This window comes from Bacteroides sp. AF39-11AC, assembly GCF_003474285.1.
Taxonomy (GTDB): Bacteria; Bacteroidota; Bacteroidia; order Bacteroidales; family Bacteroidaceae; genus Bacteroides.
In genome coordinates this window covers 298,412-312,777 of record NZ_QROH01000003.1, presented here as the reverse complement: position 1 = coordinate 312,777, position 14,366 = coordinate 298,412, and the positions used below count along the sequence as shown (strand labels likewise).

Sequence of the window (14,366 nt, the reverse complement as noted above, 5' to 3'; positions counted from 1 at the left end):
TATTCTATTATGAACAATTTGAATGACAATTTGAATGACAATTTGAATGAAGATTTCAATGGAGATTTTGCAAAGAATCTGAATGAAACAAAGAAACAGGCGAGCGGCTGTTTACGCCGTTTCTCCAAATCGATTAAAGTGGTAGTTATCGCTTTTCTAATTTTATTGCTGTTGATCCCGATGTTTATGATCGAAGATATGATTAGGGAACGTGGGCGGATACAGGCAGATGCTATTGAGGAAGTCGGCCAGAAGTGGAGTTTGGCACAGACTATTACAGGCCCTTATATTAACTTTCAATACCCCGTTACTCAGGAAGATAATGGAGTAAAGAAGGTTACTATGGGGAGTATAACATTGCTTCCTGATGAATTGTCAATAGATGGACAGTTGAGTACAGAAATTCTTCAGAGAGGAATTTATAAGGTAAATGTCTATCAGTCCGAATTACTGTTCAAGGGATTCTTTAGTTCGGAAGAACTCCGTAAGAGTAATGTCGACATGGATGTGCTTCAGTATAACAGAGCAGCTGTTTGCTTGAATCTAACAGATATGCGTGGTCTCAGTGAGCAGGTTAGTATAACACTGAATGATTCTGTATATACATTTGAGCCGGGAATGGATGGACGAGGTATTGAAAGTATGGGTGTTCATGCCATTGTCGACCTTTCCTCTCTGAAAGAAGACAGGAAATTGCCTTATGAAATGAAAATTAAATTGAAAGGTTCACAGTCTATCTACTTTACCCCATTGGGCAAAACTACCAAAGTGAATCTGAAGGCAAATTGGAATACTCCAAGTTTTGATGGTAATTATTTGCCCGAGAAACGGGAGATTACAGAGAAAGATTTCTCTGCACAGTGGCAGGTGTTGAATCTCAATCGGAATTATCCCCAGGTACTTGTCAATTATCAGAATGCCAGCGTTAAAGATATTCAAAACTCTAATTTTGGTGTCAACCTGAAAATGCCGGTAGAACAGTACCAACAGTCTATGCGCTCTACTAAATATGCTATTCTGATTATTCTACTTACTTTTACAGTAATATTCTTCACAGAGATAATGGAGAAAACCCGCATTCATGCCTTGCAATATTTGTTGGTGGGATTAGCTCTTTGTCTATTCTATAGTCTGTTATTATCCATGTCCGAGCATATTGGCTTTAATATGGCTTATTTGGTGGCATCGGTGCTTACTATTGCTTTGGTGGGTGGATACATGCTGGGGATTATAAAAAGAAAAAAAACGGCTTTCATTATGGTAGGTTTGCTAAGTGTTCTTTACATTTATGTTTTCATTCTTATCCAGTTAGAAACCTTTGCTTTGCTGGCCGGTAGTCTCGGATTGTTTGTGATACTGGCGATGGTGATGTATTTCTCTAAGAAGATTGACTGGTTTAATGAATAAATTCTTTGTAAATAAAAAGAGAGTATCCGTTTATGAGCTGGATACTCTCTTCATATATTCATTTGCCCCTCAGCTTCTATCTTCGGTCTCTGAGTATTTCTTTAGAAGTACTTATTTTTTATACCAATCTTTGTTCTTTTCTCCATTACTGGTTACCCATTCATCATAGCCGCTATATAACAGATTAATAGCTTTTCTTTCGTTGGCACTATCCAACAATTTGCTTAAATCACTTTCTGTAGCCCGACTCAGGAAGAATGCAAACGGGTAATTACCTTTACGTACATAGTAGATACTCTGAGATATTTGAGAAGCATCATCTCCCTGACCAAAATAGTCTTTGTTCATTTTAGATGTCGGTACTTCTAAAGGAACATGCATTTCCCATCGTAAACCGTCTTCTTCATTCTTAAAGATGAATGCCTGAGCTTCAGATTGTGTTGAAATGGGATCACTATAATTAACGGTTACTTTATATTCTGCTCCCATATTGTCTTTTACATTTTCAGTCAGGAGGTATATGTTTTCCTGAGGTTCATATGTAAATGTCGTTTCAGCAAAGTCTTTCTCACCTTCTTTACGAATAGAATAAGTGGTAGACTTAATATTTCCTTTAGTAAGTAGTCTGAATGCTAAACCATTTTTATTGGTAGCTACATTCTGGAATGTTTTGAATGTGAATGATTCGGAATATATTTGATTCTTTTCATTGAAGGTGTTGCCATAGTTATATCGCACAACTACATCATTCATGTCATAATCTCCCTGATTGGGCCAAAGATCCTCGAATGCGTATATACCTTTAAGGAAATCAATGCTTGTTTTATCATCATCAGGATTTGTCACGGGTATATCGGTAATAGCGTCTACCGGATTAGATTTCAAAGTAATAACTACATCGCTAAAGTTTTCATCAGTCATATAATCCTCAAAAGAAGTCAATATCCAGTCACCATATCTATAAACGGCAGTGCGTGGTTCATTAAAATTCACACCATCGGCATTTAAACTTAAACCACTTGAAGTGGCAGCACGGTATTTTTTGTATCCAGTGAAACCGCCAACATGATTATTCCAGCCGTTGGTGGCTAATACAAAACCTATCCTATAACCCTTGGGGAATGCCGTTGTTGCTCCTTCTTTACTTCCGCTTGCGATATTGGGATAATACATTAGTTGTACGGCGGTCAGTGGATCAATGCCTGCACTCTTTTTTGCTAAATTGAGATTGTTGGACCAATTGCCATCCTGAGTATTTGGGAATAACATGATTACATGAGCCTCATTTAGGTCTGCGGGTTGCTCCCCCTCTTTATAGTAGTAATATCCCAATGAACATGTCCAACAGGTATTTTGTCCCAAGAATGTAACTACTACTTCAGCATCTTTGTTAACATACATATCCGAGTAGCCACGATATTCTTGCGGACAAGTATTATGTGTGTTTATAATACGGGTGTGTGCAGTATATAAACCATCTTTCTTGGTTGCTGCCAATGTACCATTATACTTATAATTAATATCCCCGTTTTTATACATGTCGTAATCGCCTAACCAAGTCTTCCATACTTCATTCCCATTTTTATTACTTACCAGATAGCTATCATGTGATTCCTTGGTTGAGGTGATTGTACGCGTTTCAGTGGCTGAATTATCCGTTGCTTCAATATTGCCATTTACAATATTTGCTTCCATCAAGGTTTGTGCAAAGAAAGCAGGGGAATAGATATATACCTTTGTTAAGTAAGAAGGTAATTCTATCTTCCCTTTATAAGTACCGTCTTCTTTGGTGTAGGCTGCAAACAGATAATCTACATCCTGACGTTTGATATAAGTACCGTATTCACTTTCAGTGACAGGCATTTCATCATATACTTCAAAATACACATTTGATTGTACAGTACCATTTACGTAATTCACATTTAAGTTTACGTCCTTCTGTACAGTAGAGAAGGGGAAATTGTTGAATTCTTTTTCATCCTCCTTAGGACCCTTATAAACATCATTGTCTGTACAGCTGCTTAATACAAGTGCAGCGATTAAAGTAGTTCTTAATAATTTTTTCCACATATTATTTAGTGTTTATAGATAGTTTCGCGTTCCTTTTTCAGGTCTATGTGTAATCCTTACAAATGCAAGAGAAGACAGTGTTCGATTGACGTTTGTAGAAAATGACCATAATAAACAATTGCAAATATATTGTATAATAATTAGATATACAATAAAATAGCTAATTAATTGTTCGAAATTTCTTATTTCATAGTCAGATTTTACAATTTCAACATGAATCTAAATTTGTCTGAATTCATAGAGCAGAGCCTGTATTGTTCTTTTAGCTTGCTTTAATGCGAAAAGAAGATTACTAAAAATGCTCTGCAACCAATGCTCATTAGGTTTATAGAATAGGGAATATTCACTTGTTAATCTATACAAGTTACCATAAAATAAAAACTCCTGCAATCGCAAGGATTACAGGAGTTTATCTATATGAAGTAACTTAAATTACTTGCTCAAAGCCTGAGCTACGTCTACTGCACAAGCTACAGTACAACCTACCATAGGATTGTTACCGATACCCAGGAATCCCATCATTTCTACGTGAGCAGGAACAGATGAAGAACCAGCGAACTGAGCGTCTGAGTGCATACGGCCCATCGTGTCCGTCATGCCATAAGAAGCCGGACCGGCTGCCATGTTATCCGGGTGAAGAGTACGGCCTGTACCACCACCGGAAGCAACTGAGAAATAAGGCTTACCAGCAAGCATGCGCTCTTTCTTGTAAGTACCTGCAACCGGGTGTTGGAAACGAGTCGGGTTAGTAGAGTTACCAGTGATAGAAACGTCTACGCCTTCTTTCCACATAACAGCTACACCTTCACGTACATCGTCGCAACCATAGCATTTTACTTTGGCACGCTCGCCGTCAGAATAAGCGATTTCGCGAACAACTTTCAGTTCAGAAGTGTAGTAGTCGAATTGAGTTTGTACATAAGTAAAGCCATTGATACGAGAGATGATCTGTGCAGCGTCCTTACCCAAACCGTTCAGGATACAACGCAGAGGTTCTTTACGTACTTTGTCAGCTTTAGCAGCAATTTTGATAGCACCTTCTGCAGCAGCAAATGACTCGTGACCTGCCAAGAAAGCAAAACACTTAGTCTCTTCGCGCAACAACATAGCTGCCAGGTTACCATGACCGATACCAACCTTACGGTCGTCGGCTACAGAACCCGGGATACAGAAAGCTTGCAGACCGATGCCGATAGCTTCGGCAGCGTCAGCAGCATTCTTGCAACCTTTCTTGATAGCGATAGCTGCACCTACTACGTAAGCCCACTTTGCATTTTCGAAGCAGATAGGTTGAGTTTCTTCACACGTTTTATAAGGATCAAGTCCGGCAGCTTCGCAAATTGCGTTTGCTTCCTCGATGTCTTTGATGCCGTTAGCGTTCAAGGCAGCAATGATACCTTTGATACGACGGTCTTGACTTTCAAATTTTACTTCTCTAATCATAATTTCTTTCCTCCTTATATTATTCGTGACGTGGATCAATATGTTTAACTGCTCCCTGCTCAGGTGTTACGCGACCGTAAGTACCGGTAACCTTCTTCAATGCTTCGTTAGCATCTGTACCCTTCTTGATTTCATCCATGAATTTACCCATGTGAACGAATTCGTATCCGCAAATCTCGTCATTCTTATCCAAGAAGATATTCTTGATGTAACCTTCGGCCATTTCCAGGTAACGAGGACCTTTTGCCAAAGTACCGTACAGTGTACCTACCTGGCTACGCAGACCTTTACCCAAGTCTTCCAAACCTGCACCGATAATCAAACCACCTTCAGAGAAAGCAGACTGAGTACGTCCGTAAACGATTTGCAGGAAAAGTTCGCGCATTGCTGTATTGATAGCGTCGCAAACAAGGTCAGTATTCAATGCTTCGAGTACTGTTTTGCCCGGAAGGATTTCAGCAGCCATAGCAGCTGAGTGAGTCATACCGGAGCAGCCGATTGTTTCAACCAATGCTTCCTGAATGATACCTTCTTTTACGTTCAAAGTCAGTTTACAAGCACCTTGTTGAGGAGCACACCAACCTACACCATGTGTTAAACCTGAAATATCAACTATTTCTTTTGATTTTACCCATTTGCCTTCTTCGGGTATGGGAGCCGGTCCGTGGTTAGGACCCTTCTTTACAACACACATGTGTTCCACTTCGTGTGAATAAGTCATAATTAGCTCTTTTTTTAAGTTATATAAATTAAAAAACGTAATCCACTTTCTAAAATCGCTCGCAAAGTTACTTCTTTTCTTTGTTTATGCAAATCGAGTTATCTGACTTTTTTTATAAAAATAAATAATAATAGACAGTGTTTCTGTGTATTGCAATCTCCACATTACAATAAAATTAACGGGGACTTTTGAAACTGTATTTTTTCCCTCCTGATAGGATGTTAATAATGGCAGGCTGGGTGAGGGGGTATATAGCCTGTTCGTCAGAGCTTTGATAGGAAGCCATGATTCTGCCCGACAAGTCATAAATTTCGATGCATGCCCCTGCACAAAGTCCCTTAAGGACAATTTGCTTATCCTGCCGGAAACATTTTACCGCATCTGTTTTTGGGGCAGAAGGAGAAGAAATCCCCGTTGTAGTGCCATATAAACCGAAATCGTGGATGCTTGGGGAATTACTGCTGTTTTCGTAGCAGGCTTTCATCAAGTCGTCAACGAGGCTATTGATATAAAGTTCCAGATAAGAGTAACCGGTAGATGGTTCTATGTCTTTATAGGTTTTGCCGACGGGAAGATATTGGGTAGCCCAAGTGTCAGGAATACCGTCCCCATTGGAATCAGCAGGCTTTTCTTCATTATTGTACAGAGGCCATCCTTCCACATCGGCTTGTGAATCAATCAGTCCGTTACTACTGCCGTTGCTACCTTCATAAGTGTAATTCCCATTCTTAACTTCAGAGATGATCCGTTCATCGACGGCGTCACGCTTCAGGCTGGCGCCCACTTGTGCCAGTACTTTTTCATAAGCTTGTGTTGCAGCATGCGTACTAACGGATGCAACTTCAAATTCTGTCTTACTTTTAATACCGTCTTTACTACCTCCCGGCAATTCACCGTTACCCAGATGCGGATGAATGCCTTCCCAGTTATCTGCATTGGTTTCACCCACCAGTTTTTTCATGTCGTTACTCAACTTGGAGCAAGTATCGTCAAAGTAGTTACCATTCACATAAAAGCTTCCCCATATACCTGTAGGATTACTTTGTGTGCCATCATCGGCATTGGGCTGAAAGATACGGTTGACGATACTTTTCTTTGTGGCAGTAGAGGGACCCGGTTTATAATAATTGTTCACAAAGTTATATCGTCCGCCTTCTCCGGCATATCCTCCGTTGGTGGGGCCCCAGTTATAGAATACATTGTTGCGCAGATCGGTTAGTTCCTCTTCCCATCTTCCTACGGAGCGGCTGCCATCCAGACGAGGAGTGCGGCTACTGTGATGAGCCAGCAGATTATGGTGGAAACTTGCTCCCTCACCTCCCCAAATCGCTCCATATCCGTGGTTTCCTTTGACGTGTACCGATTTGGTTAGGCTTTCACTCAAGATACACCACTGCATAGTGAAATTCTTATTACTATAAAAAGAAGCACATTCGTCCGTACTCCAGCTCATACTGCAATGATCTATAATGATGTCCGAGGTATAACGTCCCCACATGGCATCGTCTTCTGTTTTTTTTTCGTTTCCCAGTCGGCAACGAATGAAGCGGATGATAATATTAGTGGCACATTGATCCTTTTTTTCTTCTTCTTTATATCCGGCAATGTGCAGGGTGTAGTTCTTGATACAAATACCATCTCCCGGAGCCGTTTGTCCGGCAATGGTAAGATCACCGTTTTTTATGACTAGCCTGCTTTCCAGTTCAATAATGCCCGATACATCAAAAACAATGGTGCGGGGAACTTTCATATCAATTCCTGCACGCAGTGATCCTTCACCGCTATCATTAAGGTTAGTGACGTGATATACGATTCCTCCACGTCCGCCGGTTACGGTATAGCGGGCAAAACCTTCGGCACCGGGAAAGGCGGGAGTGGTTTGAGCTTGTGCAAAAACGGCACATAAAAGCATGATAAATAGAAGTGTGTAGCTTTTCTTCATGGTTTTAAGATTAATATTCTGATGTTGCAAAAGTATGTCATTTTAGGACCCCGGATGTCGACAAATTCTTTTTCTATGTGGAAGTTTAGGTCTTACTGTGTCATTTTTTAATATATTTTTTCTATTTTCGCATTAGAATAGAGAAAAAAGAAAGCTGGTGGTTACAGAAACTTCTCATACACTCATTAGTATTAGGCTTAATGAACGGGAGTTCCATAATGTTTTTGATAAATATTATGTGGCACTTTGTTTGTTTGCAAACCAATATACAGAAAATGAAGAAGCTTCTGCTGACGTTGTACAAGATTCCTTTGCTAAGCTATGGCAAATCAGAGATGATTTTTTCTATCTACATCAAGTCAAAGCTTTCCTTTATACGGCTGTGCGCAATAAGGCGTTGAATGAATTGGAGCATTCTAAAGTCGTATTTGAATATGCTCAAAAAGTTATTGAAAAGAAAAAGGATTCTTTTTTTCATGATGCAGTAGTAGAGGAAGAGACATACCAGATTCTGGCAGAAGCCATAGATAAACTTCCCGATCAGATGCGGGCTATTATGCGATTGGCTATGGAAGGAAAAAAGAATGGTGAAATAGCCGGGCAATTAAATGTATCTGTTGAAACTGTACATACTCTTAAAAAGATTGCATACAAAAAGCTTCGCGTATATCTGAAAGAGTACTATTACTTTCTTATATTCTTTTATTTATAGACGTATACCTCGTCACTTATATTCCTATATATACCATTAGAGGAAAAACGAATTTCAGATCAATTTCTTACCAACTCCAGACCCTCTCCCTGTCTGCTCCATACCAACTCCATACCAAGTCCATCCGTATAGGTACGGAGCAAACACGGACTTGATACGGTTTGGGTCATGAGAGACAGGAAAAACAGAACAAATTATATTCTTCCCGCAAGGGTGTTGTTTTTCTTATTCCTTTGCGGATAGCTGGAATACGACCATTTCACTCTTCGTTCCTATTCTGAAAGGAGGTCCCCAAAGAGACAAGCCGCTGGAAACGTATATATGACTGTTTCCCCACTGGCGATAACCATGGCTTTGTTCGTAGATATGATCTGTAACCAGACTCATAGGCCATACTTGTCCACGATGGGTATGTCCGCTGAATTGTAGGTCGATGCCGGCTGCTTCACTTTCCGTCAGTTTATAAGGTTGATGGTCTAACAGGATAACAGGTTTGTTTTTATCTACATTTGCCATCAGCTCTTGTAATGAGCGGCGGGCGGTGTTCGATCGGTCGTCCCGTCCTATCAGTTGTATGCCATTGGGGAGTGTGACTATCGAATCGCGCAACAACTGTATGGGAGTGTCTTGTATAAATCGTGCACTTGCATTCATGCCACTGATATATTCGTGATTACCGGGAACCATGTAAATACCTAATGGTGCTTTTAATTCGGAGAGTTCCTCCATCATGTTTTCAGCATAAAGAGGTACTACACTGTTGTCAATCAAATCACCTCCGATAAGAATCAAATCCGGGTTTTGTTCGTTAATCATCTTCACGTATTGCTTCAGAGCCGCTTTCCCGGTCCCATTGCCCAGATGCAGGTCGCTCACGGCAATTATTTTAATCGCTTGCCTGTCACCGATCAGAGGCTTGTTGAGGGCGATGTTGACTATATTTGTTTTAGGATGGCGGTAATTATAGTATCCATATCCTAATAAGATGACTGTAAATACCAAAGAGAGGATGAAACCGTAGTTGAAGGGGACACGGCATAGTTTTAACAGATCGAATGCGAGTAGGAATAAGACCATATATAAGGTGAATATCAGCCAGCCGGTTCCAATTTCATACATCGTATGAGATAAGAAAACCGGCATTTTTATGTTGCGGGTCAGCATCGTCCCCACGATGGATAGAGCTGCGAGCCAAAACAAAATAGCCAATGGAATTTTGATTCCGACAGGAAGACCGGATAACGCTTGTGCACCTCTATGAAATACATAGGTGTTTCCGCCAAGATATACGGTGATGAGGATAATGAAGAATATTGGCATAAAATAGAAGTATTAAAATTTGGCAGCAAAAGTAATTTAATTCTTGATAAAGAAGGAATAAACTACTGATATAAAGCTAAAAATTGCATAATTTGACCATGGCTTTAATTTTTCTTTGAAAAAAGTGCTTTTTGATTCACCATGATTTTAATTATGCCTGTTTTATTATAAAAGACAACGAAAAAAGTTCAATTTATGATAAAACAGGATTTTCATATAGCTAATATTATAGCCAGGCACTTATCGGGTGAAATTACCTCTGAAGAAAGCGCTCAACTGGAGAAATGGCGAAAAGCAGATTTCACTCATGAAGCACTCTTTCAGAAAATTTGCAGTAAGGAGAATCTAAAAAAGCATGTGGAAAAAGGTGCGTCATTCAACACTGCAACTGGTTGGCTGGAAGTGCAAAAGCGTATCAGGAAAAGCAATAATCGGGAACGGATGATGAAAATATTCCGTTATGCCGCAGCTGTTTTAGTACCCGTCTTTTTTGTAGGCATTACACTGAAGTATACTGATCATGGCCATTCTTCCGATAAGTCCGTATTGATAGCCCAGCCCATACTGCCGGGGGCTGCTAAAGCGATATTGACTTTGGATAATGGGGAAACAATCAATCTGAATAAAGAAACAGCAGATGCTTTACGGAAAATAGAAGGAACACATATTCAGGTAGATTCGACCACTTTGAATTATCAATTGGCACAAAGCACCCCCGTCCTGGTAAAACCTGTATATAATAAGCTGGAAATTCCGCGTGGCGGTGAGTATGCGTTGGTGCTGAGTGACGGAACAAAGGTACATTTAAATTCAATGAGTAGCCTCCGTTTCCCGGTAGCATTTACTACGGGCAAGAGAGAAGTCGAACTGCAAGGTGAAGCTTATTTTGAAGTGAACAAAACCGGACAACCTTTTATAGTCAACGCCAATGGCATGCAAGTAGAAGTATTGGGTACAACTTTCAATATCTCCGCTTATCCCGATGAAGAGTACCGGACCACCCTGGTGAACGGATCAGTGAAGGTCAGTGCCGAAAAGGGTGAAAGCCTTATACTGAAACCATCGCAACAAGCCACCATTGCTTTAGGCAGTAATTCTATACAGGTGCGAACGGTAGATACCTCATTCTATACTTCATGGGTAAAGGGAAAGATCAATTTCAAAGACCAACGTTTGGAAGACATTATGAAAACGCTGTCCCGCTGGTATGATATGAATGTGGTTTATGAAAATGAAGGACTTAAGAATATACGTTTCGGCTGTAACCTGAACCGTTATGAAGAAATAACTCCTTTCGTCAAGTTGCTGGAAAAGACGGAAGAAGTGCATGTGAAAATCGAAGGTAATACAATAATATTCAATAATTAACCCAAAAATGATTGCTATGAACAAAAAAGAACACAAGAATCATGCTGAAAGAAGTAGTAGACGTTTATGGATAACGTTACTGTTTCTCTGTTTCACAGTTACCGGTTTTATGCAGGCTGCCAATGCAGTGTTTGCACAAACCACTGTCACTGCAACCTTTAAGAATGCCACCCTTGGCGAAGTGCTATGGGAAGTTCAGAGGCAAACGGATTTCACCTTTGTGTATAGCACAGAAGAGGTGAAAAAGGTAAAAGTAGAAAGGCTGATTGTGAATCATGAAAAGATTGCTGATGTGCTGGATAAATGCCTGAAAGGTAGTGGACTTACTTATACGGTTCACGACGGAGTCATTGCTATTAAGCCTGCTTCTAAGGTTGAAGAAGCGACAGTACCGCAGCAAAAGACAAAACTGAATGGTACTGTTGTAGACGAAACAGGTGAAGCCATTATTGGTGCCAATGTAATAGTGAAAGGTACTACCAACGGTTGTACTACAGATTTAGACGGTCATTTCTCTCTCGATGTAGATCATCTTCCTGTCACTTTGATGGTTTCTTATATCGGTTATACTCGCCAGGAAATCAAGGTAACTTCTGCTAAGACGATTAAAGTGGAAATGGTGCCGGACAATAACCTGATGGATGAGGTAGTCATTACAGGTTATGGTACCTTCAAGAAATCTGCTTATGCCGGTTCTGCTGCCAGTGTAAAGGGAGAGACTTTGAAAGATGTTCCCGCTATTTCTTTCAAAGACCTGCTCCAAGGTAATGCGCCGGGCGTACAGTTTACTTCTTCTTCCGGACAGCCGGGTGCGTCTTCTTCATTGAGAATTCGTGGTATGGGTTCTTTCAATGCCAGCAATTCCCCCCTTTATGTAATAGACGGAGTGCCGATGCGCTCAGGTACTATTAATACGATGAGTTCGGATGCCGGCCTCGATATTATGTCTACCATTAATAGCTCTGATATCGAAAGCGTTACGGTGATAAAAGATGCTGCCGCCGCTTCACTTTACGGTTCGCGTGCCGCAAATGGTGTCGTACTGATTACAACGAAGAAAGGTAAAGCAGGAAAACCTTCCATTTCGTTAAAGGCCGATTGGGGCAGTTCTGATTTTGCCATGGATTATCGTCCGATTATGGGTGGAGAAGAGCGTCGCCAGTATATCTATGACGGTTTGGTAGCCGGTCAGATTAAGAAAGGTAAGAGTGAGGCTGATGCAATGGCTTATGCCGATGGAGAAATAGATGACTATGCTCCGGTTCCCTGGTGCGGATATACGGATTGGGATGACGTTTTGTTCAAGAAAGGAAATCATCAGTCTTATGAAGCTTCTCTTTCAGGAGGTACGGATCGGTTCAAGTATTACTCTTCACTTTCTTATCTGAAGCAAGACGGTATTGCCATCAACTCAGGTCTGGAACGTATCAGCGGACGCCTGAATGTGGATTTCCAAGCTACCAGCAAGCTGAAATTGGGAGCCAATGTCTTGTTTGCTACGGTCAATCAGGATGTATATAGTGAAGGTACTTCTTATTCTTCTCCTTTCTACACCTCACGTAATGCTGTGGTACCTTCTGATCCTATATATAATGAAGACGGCAGCTGGAATCGCGACTTGATTCGTATTGGTGACCGTAACCCATTGTTGTCAGCAACTTATGATTATCAACGCGAATATGTGACCCGTGCATTCAATACCATTTATGGTGAATACGAATTTATCAAGGACCTGAAGTTTAAGTCTACTTTCAGTTATGACTATGTCATTACCAAAGGTAAAGACTGGAGCGATCCGCGTACTTCCAACGGTGATGATATCAACGGTGGTATGAGCAAGAAATATTATGAATACAACAAAATGGTATGGGCCAATCAGTTGAGCTATAAAACTTCGATTGCCAGAGATCATCATATCGATGCGCTGGTAGGTTACGAAATAGACGATCAATACCGCGATTACCTGTCAGGGTATGCCACTAACTTTGCGACTTATGATAAAAATCAAATCAGTAATGGTATGAAGACGGAATCGGTCGGCGGTAATGATACCCGTACACGTATGGTTTCCTACCTGACTCGTTTGAATTATGATTATAAGAATAAATACTATTTGGGTGGTAGCTTCCGTACGGATGGTAGTTCCCGTTTCCAAAGAGATAACCGTTGGGGTAGTTTCTGGTCAATATCCGGTGCTTGGCGTATTATTGAGGAAGAATTCATGTCTCCAACTAAGGATTGGTTGACTGATTTAAAGATTCGCGCATCTTATGGTGTGAATGGTACCCTTCCTTCCGATTACTTCGGATATATGGGATTGAGCAGCCTGACTAACGGTTATCTGGAACAACCGGGCATCATTCAGTCGCAACTCCGGAATGACGACTTGCAGTGGGAGACAAACTATAACCTGAATCTGGGCTTGGATTTTGCTTTGTGGAACCGTATCAACGTTACTTTGGAGTACTACACCCGTACCACCAAGAATCTGTTGATGGACCGTCCTATTTCTATGACTACCGGTTTCAGCAGTTACCTGATGAATATCGGTGAAGTAAAGAATAAAGGTGTGGAACTGGAAATCAGCTCAACCAACATCCAGACTAAGGATTTCTCATGGAATACAACATTCAATATTTCGCATAACAAGAATAAGATTGTAACCCTGGATGGCATGCAGACGGAAATAAAGAGTGGCTCTCAAATTCGTAAAGTAGGGAAATCATACCGTACTTTCTATATGATTGAATTTGCAGGTATCAATCCGGAAACCGGTGCTCCCCAATTCTATACAAACGATGTGGACGAAAATGGAAACTACATTAAAGACATCACCGAAGAAATCAATAAAGCTCATGCCATCGTTCTTGATAAACATGCAGAACCGAATGCTATAGGCGGTTTATCAAATTCGTTGCGCTATAAATGGTTCGATCTGAACTTTATGTTCTCTTATCAATTTGGCGGTTACTCTTATGACAACTGGGCACAGAAAACCGAACATGGTGGTAATGACCTGGAAGCTAACATTCCGTCCTATTATAAAGATAGTTGGAAGAAGCCGGGAGATGTTACAAAGTATGAGTTATTCTATGAGAAACCCTCTGTAGCAATGAATAAAGTAACGACTACCCGCCGTCTGCACAGCACTGATTTTATCCGCTTGAAGACACTGACATTCGGTTTCACCGTTCCGAAGGACTGGACACGGAAAATCGGTATCGAGAATGTACGTTTGTATGCATCGGCCAATAACCTCTGGACATGGGCGGCATACGACTATTACGATCCGGAAGCAGTGAGTGGCGGTACTGCCATTTGGGGGACTCCTCCTTTGAAGACTGTAACTTTTGGTATTAATGTAAATTTCTAACCCGATAAAA

General features: G+C 40.8%; 9 protein-coding genes. 4 read left to right on the top strand and 5 right to left on the bottom strand.

All coding sequences use genetic code 11. The features are described 5' to 3' along the window. Positions 1 to 9: 9 nt before the first annotated feature. Entirely contained in the window at positions 10 to 1,407 is a 1,398-nt protein-coding gene (creD, locus tag DW036_RS06935; protein WP_233560334.1) for a cell envelope integrity protein CreD, read from the top strand. Positions 1,408 to 1,518: 111 nt separating this feature from the next. On the opposite strand, the gene DW036_RS06930 is transcribed toward creD, so the two are convergent. From DW036_RS06930 to DW036_RS06915, 4 genes are all read right to left on the bottom strand, one after another. Beyond that, entirely contained in the window at positions 1,519 to 3,477 is a 1,959-nt protein-coding gene (locus tag DW036_RS06930; RefSeq protein WP_118462383.1) for an LruC domain-containing protein, read from the bottom strand. Between the two features lie 432 nt (positions 3,478 to 3,909). Then, positions 3,910 to 4,920 carry a GGGtGRT protein gene (locus tag DW036_RS06925; RefSeq protein ID WP_118220745.1) on the bottom strand — a complete coding sequence of 337 codons (1,011 nt, stop codon included), beginning with the start codon at positions 4,918 to 4,920 and terminating at the stop codon, positions 3,910 to 3,912. Positions 4,921 to 4,939: 19 nt separating this feature from the next. Further along, on the bottom strand, positions 4,940 to 5,641 hold the full coding sequence (locus tag DW036_RS06920) for an iron-sulfur cluster assembly scaffold protein (RefSeq protein ID WP_007664170.1): 702 nt from the start codon (positions 5,639 to 5,641) through the stop codon (positions 4,940 to 4,942). 175 nt (positions 5,642 to 5,816) lie between these two features. Further along, entirely contained in the window at positions 5,817 to 7,583 is a 1,767-nt protein-coding gene (locus DW036_RS06915) for a pectate lyase (RefSeq protein WP_118462381.1), read from the bottom strand. Between the two features lie 157 nt (positions 7,584 to 7,740). Here DW036_RS06915 and DW036_RS06910 point away from each other — a divergent pair, with 157 nt between their 5' ends. Beyond that, positions 7,741 to 8,295 (top strand): RNA polymerase sigma-70 factor, encoded by a 555-nt coding sequence (locus tag DW036_RS06910; RefSeq protein ID WP_118462379.1) that lies wholly within the window; start codon positions 7,741 to 7,743, stop codon positions 8,293 to 8,295. 225 nt (positions 8,296 to 8,520) lie between these two features. Here DW036_RS06910 and DW036_RS06905 read toward each other — a convergent pair whose 3' ends face one another. Then, the gene (locus DW036_RS06905; protein WP_118462377.1) at positions 8,521 to 9,615 is read right to left on the bottom strand and encodes a metallophosphoesterase; all 1,095 of its coding nucleotides are present in this window, start codon (positions 9,613 to 9,615) and stop codon (positions 8,521 to 8,523) included. A gap of 195 nt (positions 9,616 to 9,810) precedes the next feature. On the opposite strand from DW036_RS06905, the gene DW036_RS06900 reads away from it, so the two are divergent. Beyond that, positions 9,811 to 10,983 (top strand): FecR family protein, encoded by a 1,173-nt coding sequence (locus DW036_RS06900; protein WP_118462375.1) that lies wholly within the window; start codon positions 9,811 to 9,813, stop codon positions 10,981 to 10,983. A gap of 16 nt (positions 10,984 to 10,999) precedes the next feature. After that, on the top strand, positions 11,000 to 14,356 hold the full coding sequence (locus DW036_RS06895; protein ID WP_187374565.1) for a TonB-dependent receptor: 3,357 nt from the start codon (positions 11,000 to 11,002) through the stop codon (positions 14,354 to 14,356). Positions 14,357 to 14,366: the final 10 nt, after the last annotated feature.